This window comes from Stomatobaculum sp. (assembly GCF_057248925.1).
In genome coordinates this window covers 59681-85732 of the sequence record NZ_DBHIHF010000005.1, presented here as the reverse complement: position 1 = coordinate 85732, position 26052 = coordinate 59681, and the positions used below count along the sequence as shown (strand labels likewise).

General features: G+C 58.9%; 25 protein-coding genes and 1 tRNA gene. 25 read left to right on the top strand and 1 reads right to left on the bottom strand.

Annotation, left to right across the window (positions count from 1 at the left end; genetic code table 11):
* Positions 1-10: 10 nt before the first annotated feature.
* The 7 genes from ACO4XG_RS02760 to ACO4XG_RS02730 are packed head-to-tail and all read left to right on the top strand — an operon-like array spanning position 11 to position 8773.
* On the top strand, positions 11-1648 hold the full coding sequence (locus tag ACO4XG_RS02760) for an ABC-F family ATP-binding cassette domain-containing protein (protein WP_009532910.1): 1638 nt from the start codon (positions 11-13) through the stop codon (positions 1646-1648).
* An 8-nt stretch (positions 1649-1656) separates the two neighbouring features.
* On the top strand, positions 1657-2421 hold the full coding sequence (locus ACO4XG_RS02755; protein WP_308508685.1) for an exodeoxyribonuclease III: 765 nt from the start codon (positions 1657-1659) through the stop codon (positions 2419-2421).
* Between the two features lie 12 nt (positions 2422-2433).
* Entirely contained in the window at positions 2434-4281 is a 1848-nt protein-coding gene (locus ACO4XG_RS02750) for an alpha-amylase (RefSeq protein ID WP_308508686.1), read from the top strand.
* Entirely contained in the window at positions 4271-5368 is a 1098-nt protein-coding gene (gene trpS / locus ACO4XG_RS02745) for a tryptophan--tRNA ligase (protein ID WP_308508687.1), read from the top strand. The genes ACO4XG_RS02750 and trpS overlap by 11 nt, the downstream gene beginning before the upstream one ends.
* Positions 5365-6342, top strand: coding sequence for a glycosyltransferase family 2 protein (locus ACO4XG_RS02740; protein WP_308508688.1), 978 nt, complete (start codon positions 5365-5367; stop codon positions 6340-6342). Before trpS ends, ACO4XG_RS02740 begins: the two co-directional genes overlap by 4 nt.
* The gene (locus ACO4XG_RS02735; protein ID WP_308508689.1) at positions 6339-7781 is read left to right on the top strand and encodes a lipopolysaccharide biosynthesis protein; all 1443 of its coding nucleotides are present in this window, start codon (positions 6339-6341) and stop codon (positions 7779-7781) included. Before ACO4XG_RS02740 ends, ACO4XG_RS02735 begins: the two co-directional genes overlap by 4 nt.
* Positions 7778-8773: a glycosyltransferase family 2 protein gene (locus ACO4XG_RS02730; protein WP_308508690.1), complete on the top strand. Its 996-nt coding sequence runs from the start codon at positions 7778-7780 to the stop codon at positions 8771-8773. Before ACO4XG_RS02735 ends, ACO4XG_RS02730 begins: the two co-directional genes overlap by 4 nt.
* Here the strand turns inward: ACO4XG_RS02730 and aroD are convergent.
* On the bottom strand, positions 8720-9505 hold the full coding sequence (gene aroD / locus ACO4XG_RS02725) for a type I 3-dehydroquinate dehydratase (protein ID WP_308508691.1): 786 nt from the start codon (positions 9503-9505) through the stop codon (positions 8720-8722). The genes ACO4XG_RS02730 and aroD overlap by 54 nt on opposite strands.
* A gap of 79 nt (positions 9506-9584) precedes the next feature.
* Between aroD and ACO4XG_RS02720 the strand changes: the two genes are divergently transcribed.
* From ACO4XG_RS02720 to ACO4XG_RS02635, 18 genes are all read left to right on the top strand, one after another.
* Entirely contained in the window at positions 9585-10208 is a 624-nt protein-coding gene (locus ACO4XG_RS02720) for a GTP pyrophosphokinase (protein WP_308508692.1), read from the top strand.
* Positions 10205-10876, top strand: a complete 672-nt coding sequence (locus ACO4XG_RS02715) for a response regulator transcription factor (protein WP_308508693.1) — start codon at positions 10205-10207, stop codon at positions 10874-10876. The genes ACO4XG_RS02720 and ACO4XG_RS02715 overlap by 4 nt, the downstream gene beginning before the upstream one ends.
* 16 nt (positions 10877-10892) lie before the next feature.
* Complete coding sequence (locus ACO4XG_RS02710) at positions 10893-12107, top strand: sensor histidine kinase (protein WP_308508694.1); 1215 nt, start codon at positions 10893-10895, stop codon at positions 12105-12107.
* A 16-nt stretch (positions 12108-12123) separates the two neighbouring features.
* Positions 12124-13497, top strand: coding sequence for a uracil-xanthine permease family protein (locus ACO4XG_RS02705; protein ID WP_308508695.1), 1374 nt, complete (start codon positions 12124-12126; stop codon positions 13495-13497).
* Positions 13498-13616: 119 nt separating this feature from the next.
* Positions 13617-13865 carry a DUF1858 domain-containing protein gene (locus ACO4XG_RS02700; protein ID WP_009532898.1) on the top strand — a complete coding sequence of 83 codons (249 nt, stop codon included), beginning with the start codon at positions 13617-13619 and terminating at the stop codon, positions 13863-13865.
* Between the two features lie 63 nt (positions 13866-13928).
* Positions 13929-14732 carry a putative ABC transporter permease gene (locus ACO4XG_RS02695; RefSeq protein ID WP_308508696.1) on the top strand — a complete coding sequence of 268 codons (804 nt, stop codon included), beginning with the start codon at positions 13929-13931 and terminating at the stop codon, positions 14730-14732.
* 124 nt (positions 14733-14856) lie between these two features.
* Positions 14857-15015 (top strand): rubredoxin, encoded by a 159-nt coding sequence (gene rd / locus ACO4XG_RS02690; RefSeq protein WP_009532896.1) that lies wholly within the window; start codon positions 14857-14859, stop codon positions 15013-15015.
* Between the two features lie 79 nt (positions 15016-15094).
* Positions 15095-15670, top strand: coding sequence for an aminoacyl-tRNA hydrolase (gene pth, locus ACO4XG_RS02685; RefSeq protein ID WP_308508697.1), 576 nt, complete (start codon positions 15095-15097; stop codon positions 15668-15670).
* On the top strand, positions 15667-19068 hold the full coding sequence (mfd, locus tag ACO4XG_RS02680; protein ID WP_308508698.1) for a transcription-repair coupling factor: 3402 nt from the start codon (positions 15667-15669) through the stop codon (positions 19066-19068). Before pth ends, mfd begins: the two co-directional genes overlap by 4 nt.
* A gap of 29 nt (positions 19069-19097) precedes the next feature.
* Complete coding sequence (locus ACO4XG_RS02675) at positions 19098-19373, top strand: HU family DNA-binding protein (RefSeq protein ID WP_009532893.1); 276 nt, start codon at positions 19098-19100, stop codon at positions 19371-19373.
* Position 19374: 1 nt separating this feature from the next.
* Positions 19375-19614 (top strand): RNA-binding S4 domain-containing protein, encoded by a 240-nt coding sequence (locus ACO4XG_RS02670; protein WP_308508699.1) that lies wholly within the window; start codon positions 19375-19377, stop codon positions 19612-19614.
* 131 nt (positions 19615-19745) lie between these two features.
* Entirely contained in the window at positions 19746-20060 is a 315-nt protein-coding gene (locus ACO4XG_RS02665; protein WP_308508700.1) for an FtsB family cell division protein, read from the top strand.
* 8 nt (positions 20061-20068) lie between these two features.
* Entirely contained in the window at positions 20069-21466 is a 1398-nt protein-coding gene (tilS, locus tag ACO4XG_RS02660; protein ID WP_308508701.1) for a tRNA lysidine(34) synthetase TilS, read from the top strand.
* A complete protein-coding gene (gene hpt, locus ACO4XG_RS02655; RefSeq protein WP_308508702.1) occupies positions 21451-21987 on the top strand; it encodes a hypoxanthine phosphoribosyltransferase in 537 nt (178 codons plus the stop codon). The genes tilS and hpt overlap by 16 nt, the downstream gene beginning before the upstream one ends.
* Before the next feature lie 244 nt (positions 21988-22231).
* Positions 22232-24286 (top strand): glycoside hydrolase family 13 protein, encoded by a 2055-nt coding sequence (locus ACO4XG_RS02650; RefSeq protein ID WP_308508703.1) that lies wholly within the window; start codon positions 22232-22234, stop codon positions 24284-24286.
* Between the two features lie 61 nt (positions 24287-24347).
* Positions 24348-24420: transfer RNA gene (locus ACO4XG_RS02645), tRNA-Gly, on the top strand.
* An 88-nt stretch (positions 24421-24508) separates the two neighbouring features.
* Positions 24509-24748 (top strand): hypothetical protein, encoded by a 240-nt coding sequence (locus ACO4XG_RS02640; RefSeq protein ID WP_308508704.1) that lies wholly within the window; start codon positions 24509-24511, stop codon positions 24746-24748.
* A 45-nt stretch (positions 24749-24793) separates the two neighbouring features.
* Complete coding sequence (locus ACO4XG_RS02635; RefSeq protein ID WP_308508705.1) at positions 24794-26032, top strand: L,D-transpeptidase family protein; 1239 nt, start codon at positions 24794-24796, stop codon at positions 26030-26032.
* The last annotated feature ends 20 nt before the right edge of the window (positions 26033-26052 follow it).

Here is a 26052-nt window from a genome sequence, read left to right as displayed (position 1 = left end):
GAAAGAAGATATGATCAGTGCAAACGGCATTACGTTCCGCGTCGGCAAGAAGGCGCTCTTTGAGGACGTAAACATTCAGTTTACAGAGGGAAATTGTTACGGCCTCATCGGCGCGAACGGAACGGGAAAGTCCACTTTCCTGAAAATTCTCTCGGGTCAGCTGGAACCCACGAACGGCAACATCGCGATTACGCCGGGACAGCGTCTCTCCTTTCTGGAGCAGGACCACTTTAAGTACGATGAGTTCTCGGTGCTGGACACCGTGATTATGGGAAATCAGCGCCTCTATGACATCATGAAGGAGAAGGACGCCCTCTACGCGAAGGAGGACTTCACCGACGAGGACGGCATCAAGGCGGCGGAACTCGAGAATGAGTTTGCGAATATGAACGGTTGGGATGCCGAGAGCGACGCGGCAAACCTCTTGAACGGCCTCGGCGTGGAGCCGGACTACCACTACTCGCCGATGAAGGATTTGCCGGGTGCCCTGAAGGTCAAGGTGCTGCTTGCGCGCGCCCTTTTCGGCAACCCGGACATTCTCCTGCTCGACGAGCCGACGAACCACCTGGATCTCGAGGCCATCGGCTGGCTCGAGGAGTTCCTGATTAACTTTGAGAACACCGTCATTGTTGTCTCGCATGACCGCTACTTCTTAAACAAGGTCTGCACGATGACAGCCGACATCGACTACGGCAAGATTCAGCTCTACACCGGCAACTACGACTTCTGGTACGAGTCCAGTCAGCTGATTGTTCGCCAGATGAAGGAGGCCAACCGGAAGAAGGAGGAGAAGATCAAGGAGCTCAAGGAGTTCATTCAGCGTTTCTCCGCAAATGCCTCGAAGAGCAAGCAGGCGACTTCCAGAAAGCGCGCGCTCGAGAAGATTGAGCTCGACGAGATGAAGCCCTCGAGCCGGAAGTATCCGTTTATCGACTTCCGCCCGAACCGCGAGATCGGCAACGAGGTGCTGACGGTCACGAACCTCAGTAAGACCATTGAGGGCGTCAAGATTCTCGATAACATCAGCTTCACCTTAAACCGCACGGATAAGGTTGCGCTGGTCGGACCGAACGAGCGCGCAAAGACTGTGCTTTTCCAGATTCTCTCCGGACAGATGGAGCCGGATTCCGGCGATTACAAGTGGGGTATCACGACGACGACTGCCTACTTCCCGAAGGACAACACGAAGGACTTCTCGGGCGATGAGACGATAGTCGAGTGGCTCACCCAGTACTCGGAGAACAAGGACGCGACCTATGTGCGCGGTTTCCTCGGCCGTATGCTCTTTGCGGGCGATGACGGCGTGAAGAAAGTGCGCGTGCTCTCGGGCGGCGAGAAGGTACGCGTGATGCTTTCGAAGCTCATGATCACCGGCGCGAATGTGCTGCTCCTCGACGAGCCGACCGACCACCTCGACATGGAGTCGATCACCGCGCTGAACAACGGCCTTATCAAGTTCCCGGGCGTGCTGCTGTTCTCGTCGCGCGATCACCAGATTGTCGAGACGACCGCAAACCGCATTATGGAGATCATCAACGGCAAGCTGGTCGACAAGATTACGACCTACGACGCTTACCTGGACAGCGACGAGATGGCGAGAAAGCGCTTCACCTATACGGTCAGCGCGGATGATGAGAGCGACGACTGAGGAAGAGTATGAGCGAAAAGAAAATGATTTCCTGGAACGTGAACGGGCTCCGCGCGGCAGCGGGCAAGACCTTTTTTGACGCGTTCCACGAGTTGGATGCGGATATCTTCTGCATCCAGGAGTCAAAGCTGCAGGAAGGGCAGATTGAGCTGGATTTGCCGGGCTACTACGACTATTGGAATTATGCGGAGAAAAAGGGCTATTCGGGCGTCGCAATGTTCACGAAGGAAAAGCCGGTGAACGTGAGCTACGGGCTCGGCATACCGGAGCACGACAAGGAAGGACGCGTGATTACACTCGAGTTTCCGGACTACTATGTGCTGACCTGTTACACGCCGAACTCCCAGAACGAGTTAAAGCGTCTCGACTACCGCATGGAATGGGAAGATGCCTTCTTTGCGTACATCAAGGAACTGGATCAAAAGAAGCCGCTCATCTACTGCGGCGATCTGAATGTCGCGCATGAGGAAATCGACCTCAAGAACCCATCGACCAACCGACGGAATGCGGGCTTTACCGATGAGGAGCGCGAAAAGATGACGCGCGTCTTAACGAATGGTTTTGTGGACAGCTTCCGTTACCTCCATCCGGAGGAGAAAGATGCCTATTCCTGGTGGTCTTACCGGATGAAGGCGAGAGAGCGGAATGTCGGCTGGCGCATCGATTATTTTATCGTGTCGGAGCGGCTGAAAGACCGGATACAGGGAGCGTCGATTCACAGCGAAATTCTGGGAAGCGACCACTGCCCGGTGGAACTGAAAATCGATCTTTGAGGAGGAGGAAGCATGGCGCTCGGAATACAGCTTGAGAAAGAGGGCATTTCGGTCTCTGTCGTCGCAAAGACAGTGCCGGAGCTGTTGCTTTTTTTCAGAAATGAGGAGGCGCCGCGACTTCGGCTTCCGTTTTCGAAAGACCGGCGGCTGGGAGAGGTGTACAGCTTGACCGTGAGCTTCCGGGAACTCCGCGCGGCGGGGTTTCGCGGCGCTGCGTTAAAGAGCGCGGAGTATCAGTTTGAGGCCGACGGCAAGCGTTTCGCCGATCCTTACGGAAAGAGTTTCAGCGGACATGACAGCTTCGGCAAGGCGCTGAAGGCGGACTGTGTGAAGCGCTCGCCGCTCTTTTTGTCGGACTTTGACTGGGAAGAGGAAGAGGCGCCGGTGATTCCGGCGCGGGAGCGCGTCATCTACCGCCTGCATGTGCGCGGCTTTACGATGGCGAAAAACAGCGGCGTAGTGCAGCGCGGCACCTTCGACGGCATTGTCGAAAAGCTCCCGTATCTGAAAGAACTCGGCGTGACAACACTTGAACTCCTGCCGGCCGAGGAATTCGAGGAACTTCCCTTCGGCAGTGCGCGTGTCAATTACTGGGGCTACGGCGAGACCTTTCATTTTGCGCCGAAGGCGAGCTATTGCAGAAAGCGCCGCCGCGACCCGGCGGGGGAACTCCGTTCTCTCGTGAAAGCGCTTCACGCCGCGGGCATGGAGCTCGTGATGGAGTTCTACTTCGACGGGAAGCAGACCGTGAGTTATGTGCTCGAGGTACTGCGCTACTACCGGCGCTTTTATCACCTCGACGGGGCGCGCTTAAGCGGACGGTTTCCGCTCGGCGATATTTTGCGGGACCCGTATCTCAAGGGCTTTCTCCTCTTTGCGGAGGAGCGCCCCGCAGAGCCCGGCGCAAACTTTTACTGTTGCGACCGCGCCTTTCAGCAGGATATGCGAAAGTTCTTAAAGGGCGACGAGAGTATGGTGCGCGCCCTGCTCGGCTACAGCCGCCGCACGGCCGGAGAGGCGCCGCGGGTCAATTACCTCGCGCACACGAACGGCTTTACGCTCGCCGACCTTGTGAGCTACGAGAGAAAGCACAACGAAGAGAACGGCGAGAATAACACGGACGGCGGCAGCGAAACCGACAGCTGGAACTGCGGCGTCGAGGGCAAGACGAAGCGCCGGACTGTCCTCGCCTGTCGGGCACAGCAGCGCCGGAACGCCTTTGCGCTGTTATTTCTGAGTCAGGGAACGCCGCTGTTTCTGTCCGGCGACGAATTCGGGAACAGCCAGGGCGGCAATAACAATGCCTACTGCCAGGACAATGCGGTCTCATGGCTCGACTGGCGCCAGGCAAAGCAGGAGGCAGAGAACCTCGCCTTTGTGCGGGGGCTGATAGCGTTTCGGAAGGCGCACCCGGCGCTCGGCAGACAGACACCGCCGCTGTTCCTTGACACGGATGCGGTCGGCCTGCCGGATGTCTCCTACCACGGGGAACAGCCGTGGCAGGCGCAGACCGAACCTTTCCGGCGGCAGATCGGCATCCTGTATAACGGGCATTACGCAAAGCTCGCAAACGGCGAGGCAGACAGCACCCTGTTTTGCATCTATAATATGCACTGGGAGGCGCACACGTTTTCGCTGCCCGGCGCAGGCAAGGGAAGGGCCTGGTACCTCGCCGTCCGGACCTACGGCGAGACGGCGCACTGCCTGAAGCCCGGCGAAGAAGAGCGCCTCGAAGACCAGGAGACATTTTTGCTGCCGGCGCGGAGCATCGTCGTGTTGCTCGCGAAAGAAGTGCCGACGGAAGAAAAGACAAAACGAAGCAAGAAGAGACAGGGGGATACCAGAAGCAATGGCAGATAAAATTATTTTGACCGGAGACCGCCCGACAGGAAAACTGCATGTGGGACATTATGTGGGCTCGCTTCGCAGAAGAGTGGTTCTGCAGAATTCGGGCGAGTACAAGAGAACCATGGTCATGATTGCGGACGCCCAGGCGCTGACGGACAATTTTGACAACCCGGAGAAAGTCAGACAGAACATCATTGAAGTGGCGCTCGACTATCTCTCGGTGGGGCTCGATCCGGAGAAATCCATTCTGTTCATTCAGTCGCAGATTCCGGAGCTCACCGAGCTTACCTTTTTCTACTCGGATCTCGTCACGGTCGCCAGACTGCAGCGCAACCCGACCGTGAAGAACGAGATTAAGCTCCGGAATTTCGAGGCGGATATTCCGGTCGGCTTTTTCACCTACCCGATCAGCCAGGCAGCGGATATCACGGCCTTTAAGGCGACCACGGTGCCGGTCGGCGAGGATCAGCTGCCGATGATCGAGCAGACGCGAGAAATTGTCCGGAAGTTCAACTCGATTTACGCGCCGGTCCTCGTGGAGCCGGAGGCGCTGATTCCGAGCGATGCGGCTTCCCGCCGTCTTCCGGGCACGGACGGCAAGGCGAAGATGTCGAAGTCGCTCGGCAACTGCATCTACCTCTCGGACGATGCGGACACCGTGGCGGCGCGCATCAAGACCATGTACACAGACCCGGAACATCTCCGCGTGAGCGATCCGGGACACCTCGAGGGCAATACGGTCTTCACCTATCTGGAGGCCTTCTCGCGCCCGGAACATTTTGAGCGCTATCTGCCGGAGTACGCATCTCTCGACGAGCTGAAGGCGCACTACACGCGCGGCGGTCTCGGTGATGTCAAGGTCAAGAAATTCCTGACGGCGGTCATGCAGGAAGAGCTGGAGCCGATTCGGAAGCGCAGAAAGGAATACGAGCGCGATATTCCGGCGGTCTATGAGATTCTGAAGAAGGGCTCGGAGCGGGCGAGAGAGATTGCGGCGGAGACACTGCATGAGGTCAAGGACGCGATGCGAATTAACTACTTTGAGGACAGCGAACTCATCCGGGAGCAGGCAGAGCGCTATCGGAAGGCGGCGGAATGACGAACCGTATTTTGCTCTGCACTTACGAGGGAGAGGAATATTTGGAGGCGCAACTGGCTTCGATGGAAGGGCAGACGGAGAGTAATTTCCGTCTGCTTCTTTCGGATGATGCCTCGACGGACCGGAGCTTTGCAATCGGCGAGGCGGCCGCCGCGCGCGATGCACGCATTACGGCAATCCGGCGGGCGGAAAGGAGCGGCAGTGCGGCGCGGCACTTTCTTGAGGGACTGCGCGATCCGCGCTTCTTTTCCGCGGCCGATGAGAGCGACTACTATTTATTCTCCGACCAGGATGATGTCTGGCATCCGGACAAACTGGCGGTTGAGGCCCGCGCGATGCGCTGCCTCGAAGCGCGCTACGGGAAAGAGCTGCCGCTCCTGGTGCACTGCGATATGCGGGTAGTCGATGCCGTAGGGCGGGAGCTTGCGCCCTCCTATGTGCGCTATCAGAAGATGAGCCCTGCGAGGCGGCGCTTCCGCCAGCTGCTCGTACAGAACAATGTGACCGGCGGCGCAATGCTCATGAACCACGCGCTCGTGCGGCTTCTGGTCGCACACGCAGTGCCGGAACATGCGGTAATGCACGACCACTGGATTGCGCTGGTCGCGGCTGCCTTCGGGCGCATCGCTTATCTGGATCGCGCACTCTATGACTACCGGCAGCACGGCGACAATGTACTCGGTGCAAAGAAGGGCGGCGCGCTCTCGGAAATTCGGCGGCGGCTCGGGCTCTCGGGAGAGAGCCTCGGGGAGATGAACGAAAAATCGGGCGCCGCTTACCGCGCCCTGTTTTTACAGGCCGAAGAGTTCCGGCGGCAGTACGGGGCAGAGCTTCCGGCAGCGGCAAGGAAGACACTCAATGACTTCCTCGCGCTGCAACACAAAACAAGAATCGGAAAGGCAGTGGGCATCCTTCGCGGCGGCTTTACCTTTAATCTGCCGCACCGCACACTGGGAGAATTACTCTTTTTATGAGACAGAGAGAAGAGAGTGTCGCAGGCGGGCTGTTCTGGAAGCTTTTAGAGCTGCTCGGTGCGCAGGGCGTTCAGTTTGTTGTCGCATTGTTTCTCGCGCGGCTCATGACGCCTGCGGAGTACGGAACGATAGGCCTGATTATGATTTTCATCACGCTTGCGAATGTATTCGTGCAATCGGGCTTTGCGACGGCACTGATTCAGGCGGAGCAGGTGGAAGAGAGCGATTTCAGCTCGGTCTTCTGGATCAGCCTTCTGGTCTCCGTGCCGGTCTACGGGCTGCTCTTTGCCGCGGCGCCCCTGATTGCGCACTACTATGAGACGCCGGTGCTGCTGTCGCTGCTCCGCGCGATGGGACTGGTGCTGTTTCCCGGTGCGGTTATTTCGGTGCAGACGGCCTATGTCTCCCGTAACCTGCAATTCCGGAAGCTCTTTGAGGCGACTATGGCGGCGGTGATTGTATCCGGTCTCGTCGCGATTCTGATGGCGGAGCGGGGCTACGGCGTTTTCGCGATGGCGGCACAGCAGCTCATTTACTACACCGCGCTGATGGCGGGACTTTTTGTCGCGGTTCCGTTTCGGCCGCGCAGCGGCATTGTTCTAAAACGGGTGGAGAAGCTTTTTTCGTTCGGCTGGAAAATTCTGCTCTCGGGTCTTCTCGACACGCTCTGGAACAATATCTACGGTCTCCTGATCGGCAAGTATTATTCGAAAGCGGCGCTCGGCGGCTATAACCGCGCGGAACAGTTTCCGAAGCTCATCACCTCGAATCTTTCGGCGGCGATGCAGTCGGTGCTGCTGCCGACGTATGCGAGACGGCAGTCGGAAAAGGAAAGTCTCCGCGACATGCTGCGGGACAGCATACGCCTCTCGGCCTTTGTGATATTTCCGATGATGGCGGGGATGGCGGCGGTCGGCACAAGCCTGATTCGCACGCTCTTGACCGAAGACTGGCTTTTTTCCGTGCCGTATCTCCGCCTGCTCTGCCTCTGCTATGCGTTTTGGCCGTTGCATGTCAGCAATCTGCAGATGATTACGGCGCTCGGGCGGAGCGATTTGTTCCTGAAACTCGAATGCATCAAGAAGCTGCTCGGCGCGGCACTGCTGGTGCTGAGTTTCCGCTACGGGATGATGGGCCTGCTCATCTTCAAGGCGGTCGACGAGGCGCTCTGCAGCGCGCTGAACGCGTGGCCGCTCGGCAAGCTTCTCGGCTACGGGCCCGGCAGGCAGTACCGGGATCTCGGCCCGGCAGCGCTCTGTTCGCTCCTCATGGGCGTTCTGGTCTATCGGATGGAGCGTCTACCGCTCAGTGCGCCGCTGCTTCTGCTCTCACAGCTTGCCGCAGGCATCGTGTGCTACGGAGTACTCGCCGCGCTGTTCCAGCGCGACATGCTGCGTTATCTCCGGAATTTTGTCAGGATGAGAGGAAAACAGGCATGACACAGAAAAAAGAACGCCCGCTCGTCAGTATCTGCGCGGTCTGCTATAACCACGCGAACTACCTTAGGCAGGCGCTGGATGGCTTTCTCGCCCAGCGGGGCGACTTTGACACGGAAATACTGGTCCACGATGACGCCTCGACCGACGGCTCCGCGGAGATTCTGCGGCGCTATGCCGCGCGCTACCCGGATAAAATTTTCCCGATTTTACAGGAGGAAAATCAGTACAGTCGGGGGAGACAAAACATCTCAGGTATTTTCAACTTCCCGCGCGCGCGGGGCAAGTACATCGCTCTGATGGACTGCGACGACTACTGGTGCAATCCCGGTAAACTGGAGGCGCAGGTGAGCTATCTGGAAGCGCATCCGGACTGTGCGATGACCGTGCACGCGGCGGCCGTCAAAAACGACCGCGGCGAGCTCGTGAACCGGAATTTGATGCGCCCTTACCGCGGCGATCGCGATTTGAGTCCCGCGGAACTAATCGACAAGGCGGGAAGTTTTCCCTTCGGGGCGATGCTTCTTCGCCGCGAAGTTGTCGAAAACTTGCCGGACTGGTATTTCCGCTGCCCGGTCGGCGATCGGCCGCTGGAACTCCTCGCGGCGTTAAAGGGATACTGCCACTATGCGGACCGCTTTGACAGCGTGTACCGTTTTCACGGCGCGGGGTCCTGGACCGAGGAGATGAAGAGCGGCGATTTCAAAAAGAAGCAAGATCGCTATGCCCTTGCGATGCGGGAGCTATACCGCGCCTTTGACCGGGAGAGCGGCGGGCGCTATCACCGCGAAGCGGTTTCGGCCGCGCGGCGCGTCTACTTTTTGACGCGGGTAAATCTTCGGGATTACGGCGAGATTTTCTCGCCGCGCTACCGGCGCTATTACCGGGAACTCTCTCTCCGGGATCGCTGCTTTATCCGAGCGGAGCGGACGCTGCCCTTCTTATTTTCGGGGCTCCGCCGTCTGAGAGACCGGATATTCCGGCAAGAGGGATAAAATCCGCTTTAAGTCCCGCGCGGGGAGCTGACCCGGCGCAGAACTTTCCCGCAGAGCGCCGAAACTCAGGCAGGAGCCGAATTCTGCACAGGAGATGCGGCTCAGAACGCCGTGCGGTCCCATGCCGATCAGGACAAAGGGACGGTCGGCGGTCTGTCTCTGAGCAGCGGAGAACCGTAAGAGTGAGAGAAGATCCTCGGTGGTTCCGGTCATGACAGCGAGTTTCAGGATGTCGGCATTGCAGTCTTGCATCCGCTGAAAGGTTTCGCGCATCACCTGCGGTGCGGGGGTTCCGTCAAAGAAGTGGCGGGATGCGATGACGGGGATATGTTCGCGCTGCAGCGCGGCGATGTGCGCGGCGGGATCCGGAAGGCCGGAGAAGAGCTCTACGTCCAATAAGTCGGGGAGCTGTTCCTTGGCGAGCCGCAGTTGGAATTCTCGATAGGCTGCCGCGTCGAACGGCAGGCGGCCGCCCTCCGGGAGACTCCGGAAAGTGATGAGGAGCGGGAGAGAACCGAGAGACTGTTTCAACTCCCGCGCGAGCGCGAGGAGCGCCTCGGTGTCCGGAAACGGCGACAGACAGTCAATGCGCCACTCGACAAGATCGGCGGCGCTGTCCGGCAGAGCGTCGAGCTCCGCCCGCAGTGCGGTCCGGTCGCTTCCGACCAGCGGGACAGCGACCTTGACCGGACCGCGCCCGAGTGTAAGAGTTCCGAGTCTGACTTCGCGCATAATGAGCCTCCCTAAGGTGAATTAGAGGTATTTTATCGGAGACACTGCGGAAACGCAAGCAAAGAGAGAAGGAGAAGGCATGGCAGAGAGCGGCATTTACGGCAATTTTACGGAGACACTGTTTGCAGTCAAGAAGAAACTCGAGCTGCAGATTCTGGCCTGGAATGAGGAGGCAGCGCAGCGCGGCGAGCACAAGTGTTTTGAGCACCTGACGAGCAGGGTAAAAACCGAACGCAGCATGCGGGACAAGCTTCTCCGCAGGGGCCTCGAAGAGACCACGGAGAATGCGCTCTGCCGCCTGACCGACGCAATCGGCCTCCGGATTGTGACCCGCTTTGTCGACGACATCTACCGCGTGAAGGCAAAACTCGCGGCACTGCCGGGTGTGGAAATTGCGGAGGAAAAGGACTATATTCAGAATGTCAAGCCGAGCGGTTACCGGAGCCTGCATCTCATACTCCGCTGCGAGACCAATGCGCCGGATTTCTACGGGCGGGTGCCGGGACAGTTCTTTGTCGAAGTGCAGATTCGCACGATTGCGATGGACTCCTGGGCGAGTCTCGAGCACGAGATGCACTACAAGCGGGAGGGCGGCAACCGCGCGTTGATTGCGGCAGAGTTAAAGCATGTCGCGGACGATCTGGCCTCCTGCGATCTCTCGATGCAGACGATACGCAATATGATCAGAAAGGAGGAAGCATGAAGCTTTTATTTGCCGAAGACGAGGTGGAGCTGTCGCGCGCCGTCTGTGCGATTCTCCGCCACCAGGGCAATGAGGTGGATCCGGCCTATGACGGAGAAGAAGCGCTCCGAAAGGCGCGTGCCGGCAGCTACGACTGCATGGTCATGGATGTGATGATGCCGCGACAGGACGGCATCTCGGTGGTGCGGACCCTTCGCGCGGAGGGTGACAGGACGCCCATCATTATTCTGACCGCGAAGACCCAGCTTGAGGACAAAATCACGGGGCTCGACGCAGGCGCAGATGATTATCTCACAAAGCCCTTTGCGATGCGGGAGCTGCTCGCCCGGATCCGCAGCATGGCGCGGCGCTCGGGGTATCAGGAAGAGCGCATTCAGGCCGGCAATGTGACCCTGGACATGGGGGAGCAGGAGCTCAAGGCGTTTAGTTCCATCCGCATCGGCAGCAAGGAGGCACGCCTCATGGAAATTTTCATACGGAACCCGGGTAAGCTCCTCGGGAGCGAGGAACTTTTCCGGCGGGTCTGGGGCGAGAGCGAGGAGAGCGGCGATGAGCAGCTGTTTCTCTACATTTCGTATCTTCGCCAGAAGCTTGGCGCGATTCAGGCGGATCTCCTGATTGAGGGGGAGCGCGGCGGCAGCTTTGTGCTCCGGCAGCGGGATGCCTGAGACAGGGAGAACAGGAATGGCACGAAAACTGAAGCGGCAGTTTGTCCTGGTCGCGACGAGCGCCGTGTTTGCCGTTCTGGTGCTGGTTCTGATGCTGGTCAACCGGATGAGCTATCTCTCCCTCTATGAGAACAGTATGGATACGCTCGAACTCATCAGCTACTACGGCGGCGCCCTACCGGGGCGCATCGGCAGTTCGGAAGAAGAAGTAGAGCTGCCGCATGCGGCACGCTATTTTTCGGTCCAATACGAACAGGAGAGTGCCGCCCTGACGCCGGTGATGAGCCTCGGCGGCATGGGGACGGAGGAGTTGCAGGCGCTCAGCATCCGCGCGCTCCATATGCCGAGACCCCGGGGGCTCCTCTGGAACGGCAAGCAGCATTATTTTTTCCTGCGCCGGGAAGGCAGTGATAAGACCCTGCTCTGTTTTCTCGATGTGAGCAGCGATTTTCGCGAGTTGCGGCGCATCTGGCGGGACAGTTGCCTCGCATCGGGAGCGGTGCTGTTCCTGTTCGGCTTCATCATGCTGCTGCTCTCGGCGCGGGCGGTGGAGCCTGTGGTTCGGAACATGGAGAGCCAGAAGCGCTTTATCACGAATGCGAGCCATGAGTTAAAGACGCCGATTGCGGTGATTTCCGCCAATGTGGAGCTCCTCGAGATCATGCACGGCAGTTCCGAGTGGACGGACAGCATTCTGCACCAGGTGCGGCGTTTAAGCAGACTTGTGGATGACCTCATTGTGCTGACGCGCGTCGAGGAGGGCATCCAAAAGGAGTTGAGCCGCCAGAGCTTTACGGCAGCTGTGCGGCAGAGCGCCGAGGCTTTTTATCCGGTCGCGGAGCAGCAGGGGAAGCATCTCAGCGCCGACATCGCGGACAATGTCACGGCGACTGCGACGGAGCGGGAGCTCCCGGAGCTCGTGAACATTCTGCTCGACAATGCGGTCAAGTATTGCGACAAGGGCGGAACCGTGCGCATCCGACTCGTGCGGCGCGGAAACTGGCGCGGCAGCGTACTCACGATTTCAAATGATTATGCGGAGGGCGCAGAGGTCGATTGCAGTCGCTTTTTTGACCGCTTTTACCGCGAGGACAAGTCTCACAACTGCAGGAAAGAGGGTTACGGCATAGGGCTCTCGATGGCAGAGGGCATTGTCCGCATGTATAAGGGACAGATCCGCGCGCAGTGGCGGGATAAGGTCATGTACTTTATCGTACAACTGCCAAGTTGAAAAGGAGATAGAAGCAATGGAGAATCAAAAGAAGCAGGGCGGCATTTATGACGCGAGAACGCTCGGGCGGGGGCGCATGTTGCTGCTTGGCCTGCAACACATGTTTGCGATGTTCGGCGCGACCGTACTGGTGCCCATTCTCGTGGACAGCTATTTTCACGGCGAGGGACTGTCCGTTCAGGTGACGCTTTTCATGGCGGGGGCCGGAACCCTCTTTTTTCACCTCTGCTCGAAGTTCAAGGTGCCGGCTTTCCTCGGCTCCTCGTTCGCCTTTCTCGGCGGTTTCGCGACCGTAGCGGAGCTGAACACGGGCATCTACGCGAATATGAGTTACGGGGAAAAGCTGCCCTATGCCTGCGGCGGCATTGTGATCGCGGGGCTTTTGTACCTGGTCCTCGCGGCGGTGATCAAGCTGATCGGCGTGAAGCGGGTCATGCGCTTTTTGCCGCCGGTCGTGACCGGCCCCATCATCATCTGCATCGGACTTTCGCTCGCGGGTACGGCCATTTCCTCGGCAGAGACCAACTGGCTGCTCGCGCTGATTGCGCTCTGCACGATTGTGGTCTTCAATATCTGGGGCAAGGGTATATTCCGCATCATTCCGATTCTGATGGGCGTCGTGGTCGCCTATGCGGCGGCGCTGATTTTCTACGCGATTGGTCTGCGGAACGCGGACGGCAGCGCGGTCATGGATTTTTCGAGAATTGCGGGGAGCCCGATATTCGGCGTGCCGCCGTTTCAGCTCTGCAAGTTTGACCTGACGGCGATTCTCGTGATGGCGCCGATTGCGATTGCGACGATGATGGAACACATCGGCGATATCTCGGCAATCTCGGCGACCGTCGGCGAAAACTTCATTGAGGATCCGGGTCTGCACCGTACACTGATCGGCGACGGCCTTGCGACCTCGCTCTCGGCATTTTTCGGCGGTCCGGCGAATACGACCTACGGCGAGAACACCGGCGTCCTTGAGCTCTCGCATGTCTACGATCCGCGGGTCATCCGGCTCGCGGCGCTCTATGCGATTCTGCTCTCCTTTGTGCCGCGCTTTGCGGCAGTCGTGGCCTCGTTGCCGACAGCCATTATCGGCGGCATCAGCTTTATCCTCTACGGTATGATTTCGGCCATCGGCGTCCGGAACGTGGTCGAGAACCGCGTGGACTTTTCGAACAGCCGTAACCTCATCATCGCGGCCGTCATTCTGGTCTCGGGCCTCGGTTTCTCGAAGGGACTTAGCTTCACGGTCTTCGGCACGCCGATTACGCTGACGGCGCTCGCCATCGCTTCGATTGCCGGTGTGCTTCTGAATGCGATTCTGCCCGGAAACGACTATCACTTCGGGGAGAATCAGCGCGGCGATGCGATGCGCGGCGTCTCGATGAAGAATTGACGGCGTGTTGCCATAGCCACTTGCGGCTGCTGTGACAGCTGTGGTAGAATCAATGTGAATCGAAATTGTCAAGAATGTTGCGGCCGGGTTTCCGGCGGAGCAATACGGAAGGAGCAAATATGGCGGAAGAGAAGAAGGCTTTGGTCACAAAGGACATGTTGGTCGGAGAAATCATCAGCAAGTATCCGGATGCGGCATTCGCACTGATGCAGTGCGGCATGGGTTGCATCAGCTGCCCGGCCTCGCAGGCGGAGTCTTTGCAGGATGCGAGCATGGTGCACGGCATGAATGCGGATGAGGTTGTCGACTATGTGAACGAGTACCTGCAGTTCCAGGCAAGCCAGAAGGAAGAAGGCAAGGCAGAGTAACGAAGTTTTCTTGGCCCGCGCGGGGAGACCTGTGCGGGCTTTTTTTAAAACGGGGAGAAGGCAATGACACTCTATCAGGCACTCTGTTATTTTGTGATTTATGCGTTCCTTGGCTGGGTCGTGGAGGTCGCGTTTCACGCGCTGCGTCTTGGGAAAATCATCAACCGCGGTTTCTTAAACGGCCCGGTCTGCCCGATCTACGGCTTCGGCATGCTGGCCATCTGTGCACTCATGAATGTGCTCGCACCCGGGCAGGAGGAAGCGGTGGGATTGCCGACTCTCTTTCTGGCGGGTATTGTCTTTACGACCTCAATCGAATTGCTCGGCGGCTGGCTCTTAAATACCTTTTTCCACGCGCGCTGGTGGGACTACAGCAAGGAGCCGTTTCAGTTTCACGGCTATATCTGTCTGCGGTTCAGTATCCTCTGGGGGCTTGGCACCGTGTTTATGATACGCATTGTGCATCCGCTGGTGCGCGGCTATGTGCGGCTGTTTCCGCCCGCGCTCGGACAGTGGCTGCTGGCGTTCGCCTACCTCACGCTGCTCGTCGACTTTGTCGCCTCGGTGCTGACGGCGCACAAACTGAGCCGGGATCTCGGTGAGCTCGGCAAACTCAGAGACCGGATTCGCGCGGTCTCCGACGGGCTGAGCCAGCGAATCGGCGAAGACAGCATTCGCGCCAAGGCGGAGCTGGAACGGCAGCGCAGTGCGGCGGAGGCGCGCTTTGCGCTCCTCGAGAAGCGGGCGGAGAGGACACGCTTTTTTGGCACCGGGCGCATGTTGAATGCCTTTCCCGAGCTGAAACCCAACTGGCATGCGGAGCTTTTGCAGGAGCTGAGAGAGCATCTCGGCGGAAAAAAGCACTAAATGCCCAAAATGTGGAGCAAAGATGTCATATTTCCGGCAGTTCTGACAACTTGCGGAGTGTGGATACATAGAGTACAATCGGCTACACAAGCGCGACGAAGCGCAGACTGAAAGGAGAATTGAGATGAAGTACATTTGCAACGTTTGCGGTTACGTTTACGATGAGACGACCGGTGATCCGGATAACGGCATTGCGGCAGGCACCAAGTGGGAGGATGTCCCGGAGGATTTCGTATGTCCGCTCTGCGGCGTCGGCAAGGATGAGTTCTCCGCGGAGGATTGATCGCCGGTAGCATCACAGGAAAGAGCGGGGGCTTTGCGCATGCAAGGCCCCTGTTTTCGCTGTCCGGAAGGAGGGAACGATGTATATCATCGCGGGCCTGGGAAATCCCGGGCGGGAGTATGAGAAGACAAGACACAATGCAGGCTTCGAGGTGATTGACTGCCTCGCGGCACAGCTGCAGGTTTCAAACTGGGAGAAGAAGCACAAGGCGCTCGCCGGGAAAGCGATATACGCGGGCGAAAAACTGTTGCTCTTAAAGCCCCAGACCTATATGAACCTCTCGGGGGAGAGCCTTCTCAGTGCGGCGGCCTTTTACCGGGTGACACCGGATCACATTCTCGTGATTTCAGATGACATCGACCTCGCGGAGGGAAGACTCCGGATCCGGAAGAGCGGCAGTGCCGGCGGGCACAACGGGCTGAAGTCGATTATCTCGAACCTGGGCTCCGGCGATTTTATCCGCGTCCGCGTCGGCGTGGGCAGTAAGCCCGCGGGCTGGGATCTCGCGGACTATGTGCTGGGGCGCGCAAAGGGCGAGGACGCCGAGAAGATGGAGCAGGCCTACCGCGATGCCGCCGAGGCCGTGCTTTCGATTCTCGAAGAAGGGGTTGACCGGACGATGAACAAGGTGAACCGGAAAGAGCAGGGTCAATGAGCAGATTTCGGAATCCGCTGCAGGCGCTGGATGTCTACCGGGCGCTCACGGAAAAGCTTCGGCGCCGCGAGGGTCCGGTGCTGGTCAGCGGTCTTGCGGACGCCGCAAAGGGACAGTTTGCCGAGGCACTCGGCGACGAGCGGTACCCTCTTAAATTATTGGTGTCCTACGACGAGGTGCGGGCGCGGGAGCTACAGGAAGATCTGCAGAGCTTCGGCGCCGATGCGCTGCTCTATCCCGCGAAGGATTTGCTCTTTTTCGCGGCGGATGTGCGCAGCAACGAGCTCTCCGCGCTCCGGATTGATATCCGCCGCCGCATTGCGGAGAGCGGGAGCGGGTTTGTCGTGACGACGATTGACGGTCTGATGGACAAACTGGAGGCGCCGGAGCGCTTTTTGCGCCGCTGCCTCCGGATCACGGCGAGCGACCGTCTGCAGCTCAGTGAGACTGTCAAGGAACTCTCGGCGCTTGGCTATGAGCGGACGGCCGAGGTGGACGGGCGCGGTCAGTTTTCGGTGCGCGGCGGCATTCTGGATGTGTTTCCGGTCACCGGAGACGCACCGGTGCGAATCGAACTCTGGGACGATGAAATCGACTCCATGCGCTACTTCGACGCGGAGACGCAGCGCTCCACGGAGCCCGCGGAAGAAATCCGGATTTACCCGGCACAGGAGGAGCTGCTCGGCGGCAGCGACTCCTTTTTGCGCTATTTTTCGGGGGACAACAGTCTGCTGATTCTGGACGAACCGGCGCGCCTCCGCGAGAGAGCGCGCGAAGTGGAGCGGGAATATCTCGAGAGTGCGGAGGGCAAGGCGGAGACGCAGCAGGCGGCGGAGGCGATTGTGACGGCGGACCTGCTCTTTGAGGACTTGCAGAGCAGCCGGACGGTTTGTCTCGCGGGACTGGACACGCGTCTGCCGGATTTTAAAATCCGCAGTGAGTTCTCGATTGCCGCAAAGAGCGTGGCGAGTTTCCCCGGCAATTTCGACTTGCTGTTAGAAGACTTGCGGCGCTATCGGAGAGAGCGCTGGGCCGTGATTCTGATGACGCCGTCCAGAACCAGGGCACGGCGACTCGCCGAAAATCTGAGGAGCTATGAGCTCTCGGCGTATTGTCCGGACGAGGACACAGACGAGTTACCCGCCGCAGAGCCCGGCAGTATTCTGCTGCTACAGGGAAAGCTGCACCGGGGCTTTGAGTACCCGCTGCTCCGCTTCGCGCTCCTTGCGGAGAGCGATCTCTTCGGGCGGCGGAAGGAGAAGAAGTCGCGGAAGCGGAAGGCAGAGCAGGCGGGCAGCCGGATTTCCGCGCTCTCGGAACTCGCGGTCGGGGACTACGTGGTACACGAGGAGAACGGCCTCGGCATCTACCGCGGCGTCGAGAAGATAGAGACCGACGGCGTCGCGCGGGACTATATCAAAATCGAGTACAAGGACGGCGACAACTTCTATGTCCCGGCGACCCGCCTCGACGCGATTCAGAAATACGCTTCGGCGGAGGCCGTCGTGCCGAAGTTAAACCGCCTCGGCAGCCCGGAGTGGAGCAGAACCAAGACGCGCGTGAAGCGCGCCGTGCGGGAAATCGCAAAGGAACTGGTGACCCTGTACGCCGCACGGCTCAAGGAGAAGGGGCATCGCTACGGCCCGGACACGGTGTGGCAGACCGAATTTGAAGAACTCTTCCCCTATGCGGAGACCGGAGATCAGCTGCAGGCGATTGCCGATGTGAAGGAGGACCTCGAGGAGGGAAAGATCATGGACCGCCTGGTCTGCGGCGACGTCGGCTACGGCAAAACCGAGATCGCGCTCCGCGCGGCCTTCAAGGTCGTGCAGGAAGGCTATCAGGTCATTTTCCTCGTGCCGACCACGATACTCGCCCAGCAGCACTACAACAATTTCTCGCAGCGCTTAAAAGACTTTCCGGTGCGAATCGATCTCCTGTGCCGTTTCCGGAGCGCCACCGAGCAGAAAAAGACGCTCGCGGATTTTTCGCGCGGAACGGTCGATATCCTGATCGGCACCCACCGCGTGCTCTCAAAGGACATCAAACCCCATAAGCTCGGGCTTCTCATCATCGATGAGGAGCAGCGCTTCGGCGTCGCGCACAAGGAGAAGGTGAAGCAGCTCCGGAAGGACGTCAATGTGCTGACGCTCTCGGCGACGCCGATTCCGCGGACACTGCACATGAGTCTCGCGGGCATACGAGAGCTCTCGGTTCTCTCCGAGCCGCCGCAGGACAGGCAGCCGGTGCAGACCTATGTGATGGAACAAAGCCCTGCGATTGTGCGGGAGGCCGTGCAACGCGAGCTGAACCGGGGCGGCCAGGTCTACTATGTCTGCAATAAGATCAGCCGTCTGCCGGAAATTGCGGCAAAGCTCGCGGCGGAGCTCCCGGATGCGGAGGTCGCCTATGCGCACGGGAAAATGCAGGAGCGCGAACTGGAGCGCATCATGCTGGATTTCATGAACGGCGAAATCGATGTGCTCGTCACGACGACGATCATCGAGACCGGCCTCGACATTCCGAATGTCAACACCATCATCATTGAACAGGCGGACCGCTTCGGGCTCTCCCAGCTCTACCAGCTCAGGGGGCGCGTCGGTAGATCCTCGCGAATCGGCTATGCCTTTTTACTCTACCAGCGGGGCAAGCTGCTCCGCGAAGAGGCCGAGAAGCGGCTCCGCGCGATTCGCGAGTTCACGGAGCTTGGCAGCGGCATACGAATTGCCATGCGCGACCTGGAGATTCGCGGCGCGGGCAATGTGCTCGGCGCCGAGCAGCACGGCCACATGCAGGCGGTCGGCTATGACCTCTACTGCAAGCTCCTGAATCAGGCGGTGCGCCGTCTGACCGGTCAGGAAGCGGAGGAAGAGGAGGAGACCGTGCGCGCGACGGTCGAAGCCGAGGCGAGCGCCTATATTCCGGACAGTTATGTGAAGAGCGAAGAGCAGAAGCTTGACCTCTACCAGAGAATCGCGCTGATTCAAAACGAAGAGGACGAGCGGGAGATGCAGGATGAGCTGATTGACCGCTTCGGCGACATGCCGATCGAAGTCACAAATCTCCTGCTGATTGCCCGGATTCGCGCTTCGGCGGAAAAGGTGCGGGCATCCGAAGTCAAGGTGAAGCGCGAGAGCACCCGCGTCACGATGGCAGAGACTGCGGTGCTCGACACGGAAAAGCTGCCCGGCCTGCTCTCCGACTACGCCGGTCACCTCTCGGTGCGCCCGGCGCGCCCGGTCGAATTCCTGCTGACCAAGCAGAGCGCGCGGCGCGCGGAGGATGCGATGTTGCGGGAAACACTGGCGCTTTTTCAGCGTTTTGAGGCGCTTTTGCCTGAAAAAACGACCTTGGATATTGACAACAGGGAAGAGCCCCGCTATAAAGGTAAAGAGTAAAAGGAACCATAACACAGGAGGATTCAAGGATGAATAAGACCGAGTTGGTAGCTGCGATCGCAGAGAAGGCAGAGATTTCCAAGAAGGATGCCGAGGCAGCACTGAAGGCATTCACGGAGACTGTCGAGCAGGAGCTCGTCAAGGGAGAGAAGATCCAGCTTGTCGGCTTCGGAACCTTCGAGATTTCCGAGAGACCTGCGCGCGAGGGCAGAAATCCGAGAACAGGCGAGAGCATGAAGATTGCCGCTGCAAAGACCCCGAAGTTCAAGGCCGGCAAGGCTCTGAAGGACGCTGTCAACGCCTGAGATGAGAATAGACAAGTTTCTGAAAGTCTCCCGCCTGATTAAGCGCCGCACGGTCGCGAACGAGGCGTGCGACGCAGGACGAGTGCTGGTGAACGGCAAAGCGGTCAAGGCCTCCTATGAAGTCAAAAAGGGAGATGTCCTTGAACTACTTTTCGGGCAGCACACGGTCAAGGCGGAGGTCTTAGACCTTGCGGAGACCACCAAAAAAGAAGAAGCAAAGGAATTGTTTCGCTATCTGTGATTCCGGAGCTTCCAAGAAAAACAGCGTCGCCTGCAGTCAAGGCGGCGCGTTTTTTTGCATAAAATTGAAAAAATGCCCTGTCTGGAGTAAAATAAAAATAGGGGATGTATGCGACGAGAGGGGGCAGAGGTATGGTTCGGAATCAAAAAAAAGCCCGGAAAAAGAAAAGTTTCAGAGCCCGTTTTTTGGCGGCTCTCTATGTTCTGCCGCTGATGCTGCTTGCGGTGCTGGTACTGCAGCGCTGTCAGAAAAACATAGAGCGGGCGGAAAAAATCGAAAAACAGACCAAGGAATTGGCAGCAAAGTATCAGAGTGAGGTCGAGCGAAACGATTCCCTCCAAAAAGACAGCGCCATCGTCGACACCAAAGAGTATGTCGTGAAAGTGGCAAAAGAGAAGTTGGGACTCGCGGACCCCGGCGAAGTGATCTTTAAAGTAGAGCACTGAGGCAGACGGTGGGGAGAAAGAAGGTGCGGGACAGCTTGGAAGCGGCGGTGCGGCAAAGCGGCGTAATCGAAGAAAGCGATGCCCTGTTGCTCGCGGTGAGCGGCGGCGCCGACTCGACGGCGTTGCTCTGCTGTCTCGCGGCGCTCCGCGAGGCGCTGAACCTGAGACTCGCGGTACTCCATGTAAACCACGGGCTCCGGGGCGAAACGGCGGCGCGGGATGCTGCCTTTGTCGAGGCGCTCTGCGCGGAAAAGAAAATCCCGTTTTTTCTGGCAGAAGTTGATGTGCGTAGCGCGGCTGTGTCCGCGCACCGATCTCTCGAGGACATCGGGCGGGAACTCCGCTATGCGGCACTCGAAGAGACAGCAGAACGCTGGGGAAAAGACCTCGGACGCCCGGTCAAGATTGCGACCGCACACACGGAAGAGGATGCGGCGGAGACTGTGCTCTTACAGCTGGCCCGCGGGAGCGGCCTGAAAGGCGCTGCCGGGATTCCGCCAAGACGGGGGCGCATTGTGCGCCCGCTGCTCGCGGTCTCCAGGCGGGAGATTGAGGCCTATCTCGCGCGGCTTCACCAGCCGCATGTGGAGGACGAGAGCAATGCGACAGCGCTCTTTGCGAGAAACCGCCTGCGGAGAGAGATTCTGCCGCGCCTTTGCGCGGAAATCAACGCGGAGGCAGTGTCTCACCTGGCTCGTGCGGGACAGTATTTCCGCGAGGCCGACGCCTATTTCGAGGCACTGTCGCGCGAAAAGGCGGACAGACTCATACGGCGTGAAAAGGGTGGCGCGAGCTGTGACTGCGTGCTGCTGAACCGGGAGCCGTCGATTGTTCGAAGCTATCTCCTCTGGCAACTCCTCGAAGCAGCCGGGGGAAGCAGGCAGAACTTCACCGCGCGGCACACGGAAGCTCTGCAGGCACTTGCCGGCAAGGTGCGGGGCAAGCGCGTCTCTCTCCCGCAGGGGCTTTTTGCGGAGCGGCGGGGCGAGCGCCTTGTTCTGTTTCGACCGGAAGGAACGGCGGAGTATCCTGTCTTTTCGGAAGCGGCTGTGCGGAAGAGGCTTCACGCCCGAATCTTTCCGTATGTGCAGGGGGAACCGATTCCCGGCGGGCGCTTCCTCCAGTGGTTTGACCGGGACAAGATGCCGGCGGATTATGAAATCAGGACGCGCCGTCCGGGCGATCAACTTGCACTGCGGGGCGGCGGGCACAAGAGTCTCCGCGCGCTTATGACAGAGAAGAACGTGCCGGTAGAATTGCGGGAACGGCTCCCGCTGCTCACGGCAAAGGGGGAGATTATCTGGGCAATCGGCCTTCGGCGGAGTGCTCTGTATCAGGTGGACGAGACGACAACAACAATCTTGGAATTGCGATACGAAGGGGAAGAAACATGGGAGAACATGTGAAGATAATGTTTCGGGAGGAAGAGGTCAACCAAAGAATTCAGGAGGTTGCGGATCAGATTAACCGCGATTACGGCGACACGCCGCTGCACCTCATCTGCATTCTGAAGGGCGGCGCGATGTTCATGTGCGAGCTCGCGAAGCGGCTCACGATGCCGGTCTCGTTTGATTTTATGTCGGTCTCGAGCTACAACGGCACGGAGTCGAGCGGCGTGGTGCGGATTGTCAAGGATCTCGACGAGTCGCTCGAGAACAAGCACGTCCTGATTGTCGAGGACATCATCGACACCGGCCGCACGCTCGCCTACCTCATCGAGGTGCTGGAAAAGAGAGGGCCGAAGGACATTCACCTCTGCACCCTGCTCGACAAGCCGGAGCGCCGCGTGAAGAAGCAGGTCACAGTGGACTATGTCTGCTTCACGATTCCGGACCGCTTCGTGGTCGGCTACGGCCTCGACTACGATCAGAAATACCGGAATTATCCGTACATCGGCGTCGTCGAGTTCGAAGACGAAAAAGCATAAGAGAAGTACCGTACGCCGGACAGGGACAGTCCGGGACAAAGGCGGGGCAATTTCCGCAGAGAGGTGTTACAGGGCAAAGCAGAAGACAGCGAGGAGATCAGAGCTCTTTCGTGACAGGAAAGAAAAACGCATCACAGACGAGTGTTACCGCGAAGCAAGCGACAACAGGGGACATTGCATCGGGACAGCTTGGAATATGCGCCGCGCGACTGCTCGGAAAAACAGAAGGAAGTTGGCATAGGGCATGGATAGAAACGCATTTTTCAGCGACACAAATGAACATTACGTCACGGAGTGGATACAGGGGAGCTGCTGTACCCTGCGGGTGCGGTTTCGCGCGGCACTCGCCGACAAGCTTCGCGTGAGTTTGCTGTTACAGGAGAGAGAAGAGACGGTTTCGCTCTCGCCGGTCAGCGGCGGCAGCCGCTTTCGCGAATACGCCTGTACGTTTGTGACAGAGAGTCCGGTCTCCTGGCTCTTTTTGATTGAGGACGGAGAGAGCGGAGAAAAGCTCTACTACGACAGGCGGGGAAGCAGTAAAACGGCGCGCCCCGAACTCTGCTTCCAGCACATTCCGGGGTTTCGGACGCCGGACTGGGCCAAGGGCGCCGTGATGTACCAGATTTTTGTGGATCGTTTCCGGGACGGCAATTCCGCAAACGATGTGGATACGGACGAGTATCTCTACATTGGGCTCCCGGTGCAGCACATCGAGAACTGGGATGAAAAGCCCTCGGCCTTCGATGTCGGCTATTTTTACGGGGGCGATCTCTCGGGCGTGCGCGAAAAGTTCGCCTATTTAAAAAACCTCGGCGTCGAAGTCATCTATTTCAATCCGCTCTTTGTGTCGCCGTCCAATCACAAATACGACACCCAGGATTATGAGCACATCGATCCGCATCTCACGGTGATTGCGGAGGACGGCGGAGAGCTGCTTCCGGCGGAGGCGGGTGATAACCTCAATGCGACGCGCTACCAGAAGCGGAGCGCGGATCCGAAGAATCTCGAGGCGTCCGACCGCTTTTTTGCGGCATTTACCGAGGAGGCTCACCGCTTCGGGTTCCGCATTCTCCTGGACGGCGTCTTTAACCACTGCGGTTCCTTCCATAAGTGGCTGGACCGCGAAAAAATTTATGCGCGCGAGGGCGGCTATGCGCCGGGCGCGTATCTGACGCCCGACAGCCCGTATCGCAAGTATTTTGTCTTTGCCGACAACCGCCCGGAGGCCTGGCCGGACAACAAGAGCTATGACGGCTGGTGGGACAATGACACCTTGCCCAAGTTAAACTACGAGGCGAGCCCCGAACTCGCGGAACAGATTTTGGAAGTCGGCGAAAAGTGGTTAAAGCCGCCCTATCAGGCGGACGGCTGGCGCCTCGATGTCGCCGCCGATCTCGGGCACTCGCCGGACTATAATCACAGTTTCTGGCAGCGCTTCCGCAGCCGCATCAAGGCCGTGCGAGAGGATGCGCTGATTCTGGCGGAGCACTACGGAAGTCCGGCGTCCTGGCTAAACGGCAGGGAGTGGGACTCCGTGATGAATTACGACGGCTTTATGGAGCCGGTCAGCTGGTTTCTGACCGGCATGGAGAAGCATTCGGACAGCAGGGATCCCGGGCTTCGCGGCAACGGCGCGTACTTCTGGGACAAGATGAGCCTTGCAATGGCAAAACTGCCGGAGCCCTCGCTCCACACGGCAATGAACCAGCTCTCGAACCACGACCACTCGCGCTTTTTGACGCGGACCAACGGCAAAGTCGGGAGACTCGCGGAACTCGGTTCGGCGGCGGCGGAAGAGGGCGTGCAGCTCTCTGTGATGCGGCAGGCGGCACTGATGCTCTTTACCTGGCCCGGTGCGCCGACCATGTACTACGGTGATGAAGTCGGTGTCTGCGGCTTTACGGACCCGGACAGTCGGCGGAGTTATCCCTGGGGGCACGAGAATCTGGAGCTCCTCGAATATCACCGCTACCTCAGCAAGCTGCACCGCAACTCGGCGGCACTTCGCCGCGGTTCTCTGATTCCGCTCCTCATGGAGCAGGATCTGGTCTGCTACGGCAGAGTCTACGGGCGGGAGCAGGCACTGATTTTTGTCTACACGGGCGCCGAGGAAAAATTGCTCCGACTCCCCTACTGGAAACTGGCGGATTCGATTCCGCAGAGCGTGAAGCGCGTTATGTTAACCTATGAAAACGGCTACAATGTGGGGCATGTCCGCTATGTCCTCGAGGACGGTATGATTCTGGTCTATGTGACCAAAAATTCGGCGGGGATTTATCTCGGCACGGCACCGTCATAAAAAAGACTTGCCGTGCGAGAGAGGCTATGCTATACTCTGAATGTCCGAGATATGGACAGACGCGATAGTGGCGTAGTTGGTAACGCGCGACCTTGCCAAGGTCGAGACCGCGGGTTCGAGTCCCGTCTATCGCTCTCGCTTCTCCCCGCAATCTGCCGTCACTCCCTTGACGACGGGTTGCGGGGATTTTTTCATAGAAGCAAGGTCGCGGAGGTGAGAAGCTTGGGAAAAGAAGAACCGAAATTACCGGAGTGGCCGAAACTGCCGGGTGAGGAAGAGACGGAGAAGCGCAGTGCCGCACGGGACAGGCGATTTCGGCAGCAGTTACCGGCTCTGTTCGGTCTCGCAATGCTTTGTGTCAGCGCTCGGATTGCAAACGATATCCCGGCTGTCCCGCCGCGGGCAATCATAGCGGTTCTGGATCTGGTCCTGATTTACTGGCTGGCCACAAGGCGCAGGTAAGCATGGCGCGGTAGGCAGACTGAATTGCGAAAGGAGTAAACCATCATGAAACTGAGACACTTGCAGGCAACGGCAGCGGCAACACTGCTCTGTGGCAGTGTTTTGCTCGGAAATGTGACGAGTTATGCGGCAATCGGAAAAATCGTGAAGGCCGGGGAGGTCAAGCAGACTGAGAGCGATACCGCAGCGCGGCGCGGTCGGGTGGAAAAGCCGATCGATGAAGTCTATGCGCCGCGCGAGGCAAAGACCGAGAAGAATGAAATTAAGGCGGAGGCAAAGCCGCAGGAAACGACAGCGGCTTTGCAAAATAGCGCAGCGAAAGCCACAGAGGCGAGCAAGGCGAAGACCGCGCAGGAGAGCACCGTGCCTGCGCTGAATCAGGGCAGCAGCAAAGCCGCGCAGAAAAACGGCAGCGCAACGCAGGCACTCCTGGCGCCGTCGAAGCCGAAGGACAGCACGGCGACGACCGCGGCGGCAGCGGATAACACGGCGGCGGCATCCGATCAGAAGAAGATTGATGTGACGGCGCTGAGCTATGATGTGTCCCGGTTCACACTCCCGGCGGATGCCAAGTCCCTGATTGTCGTCGAGGGCTTTGCGGTCAAGGGCGGCAAGGACACCTATCGCGAGACCAAGGTGAGCGATGAGTCGCGCTGGAATAAGGCGCGCGTCACGGTCTTTGTCAAAGATGAGGCGGGGCAGTGGCAGGCAAAGATTCAGTCCGCGGGAGTCTACGGCTACGGCGGTATGTCCGCAGAGCGGAAAACCGGCGACGGTACGACCCCGATCGGACTCTGGAAGACCGATACGCCCTTCGGACGAAATGCGGCCGAGGAGGGTTTCCCGTCCGATTACACGCACATTCAGGCGGAGGCAAAGCGCCAGTACTGGTCCGACCGCACTAATCGCCTCGAGAGCGCGGCCAAGGCGGCCGAGCAGAAGGGGGAAAAGCTCTGGGAGGACTGGGCAAAGAACATCTACGCCTATGCGCTGAACACCGGCTTTAACAAGGACAATCGCCAGCCCGGCACGGGCTCCGCGCTCTTTTTGCACTGCACGAGCAACGACAAACCGAGCACGGCGGGCTGTGTGGCCATTCAGCCGGAGGCGATGAAAGCGGTACTCCGCCAGTACGCAAAGGGCGGTATGTACATCGCGCAGGCCCCGGAGGGTCAGTTCGAGCAGGTCTACGGTGCGTTCAGCGAGAGCGGCGCGGCGGCAAAAGGAGAGTTCAAGGCTTCGACCAAGGAGCTCCCGGCGACCGCTACCGTAGTTTTACCGTGAGTCAAACTTACGAGAGACGG

Bases quoted from the DNA above. Each gene is read 5' to 3' on its own strand.
- ACO4XG_RS02755 (WP_308508685.1), top strand. From the start codon at position 1,657: ATGAGCGAAAAGAAAATGATTTCCTGGAACGTGAACGGGCTCCGCGCG.
- ACO4XG_RS02700 (WP_009532898.1), top strand. From the start codon at position 13,617: ATGGCGGAAGAGAAGAAGGCTTTGGTCACAAAGGACATGTTGGTCGGA.
- rd (WP_009532896.1), top strand. From the start codon at position 14,857: ATGAAGTACATTTGCAACGTTTGCGGTTACGTTTACGATGAGACGACC.
- ACO4XG_RS02760 (WP_009532910.1), top strand. From the start codon at position 11: ATGATCAGTGCAAACGGCATTACGTTCCGCGTCGGCAAGAAGGCGCTC.
- pth (WP_308508697.1), top strand. From the start codon at position 15,095: ATGTATATCATCGCGGGCCTGGGAAATCCCGGGCGGGAGTATGAGAAG.
- ACO4XG_RS02715 (WP_308508693.1), top strand. From the start codon at position 10,205: ATGAAGCTTTTATTTGCCGAAGACGAGGTGGAGCTGTCGCGCGCCGTC.
- trpS (WP_308508687.1), top strand. From the start codon at position 4,271: ATGGCAGATAAAATTATTTTGACCGGAGACCGCCCGACAGGAAAACTG.
- ACO4XG_RS02670 (WP_308508699.1), top strand. From the start codon at position 19,375: ATGAGAATAGACAAGTTTCTGAAAGTCTCCCGCCTGATTAAGCGCCGC.
- hpt (WP_308508702.1), top strand. From the start codon at position 21,451: ATGGGAGAACATGTGAAGATAATGTTTCGGGAGGAAGAGGTCAACCAA.
- ACO4XG_RS02695 (WP_308508696.1), top strand. From the start codon at position 13,929: ATGACACTCTATCAGGCACTCTGTTATTTTGTGATTTATGCGTTCCTT.
- ACO4XG_RS02720 (WP_308508692.1), top strand. From the start codon at position 9,585: ATGGCAGAGAGCGGCATTTACGGCAATTTTACGGAGACACTGTTTGCA.
- ACO4XG_RS02665 (WP_308508700.1), top strand. From the start codon at position 19,746: ATGGTTCGGAATCAAAAAAAAGCCCGGAAAAAGAAAAGTTTCAGAGCC.
- aroD (WP_308508691.1), bottom strand. From the start codon at position 9,505: ATGCGCGAAGTCAGACTCGGAACTCTTACACTCGGGCGCGGTCCGGTC.
- ACO4XG_RS02635 (WP_308508705.1), top strand. From the start codon at position 24,794: ATGAAACTGAGACACTTGCAGGCAACGGCAGCGGCAACACTGCTCTGT.
- ACO4XG_RS02710 (WP_308508694.1), top strand. From the start codon at position 10,893: ATGGCACGAAAACTGAAGCGGCAGTTTGTCCTGGTCGCGACGAGCGCC.
- ACO4XG_RS02750 (WP_308508686.1), top strand. From the start codon at position 2,434: ATGGCGCTCGGAATACAGCTTGAGAAAGAGGGCATTTCGGTCTCTGTC.
- ACO4XG_RS02740 (WP_308508688.1), top strand. From the start codon at position 5,365: ATGACGAACCGTATTTTGCTCTGCACTTACGAGGGAGAGGAATATTTG.
- ACO4XG_RS02675 (WP_009532893.1), top strand. From the start codon at position 19,098: ATGAATAAGACCGAGTTGGTAGCTGCGATCGCAGAGAAGGCAGAGATT.
- ACO4XG_RS02735 (WP_308508689.1), top strand. From the start codon at position 6,339: ATGAGACAGAGAGAAGAGAGTGTCGCAGGCGGGCTGTTCTGGAAGCTT.
- ACO4XG_RS02730 (WP_308508690.1), top strand. From the start codon at position 7,778: ATGACACAGAAAAAAGAACGCCCGCTCGTCAGTATCTGCGCGGTCTGC.
- ACO4XG_RS02650 (WP_308508703.1), top strand. From the start codon at position 22,232: ATGGATAGAAACGCATTTTTCAGCGACACAAATGAACATTACGTCACG.
- mfd (WP_308508698.1), top strand. From the start codon at position 15,667: ATGAGCAGATTTCGGAATCCGCTGCAGGCGCTGGATGTCTACCGGGCG.
- ACO4XG_RS02705 (WP_308508695.1), top strand. From the start codon at position 12,124: ATGGAGAATCAAAAGAAGCAGGGCGGCATTTATGACGCGAGAACGCTC.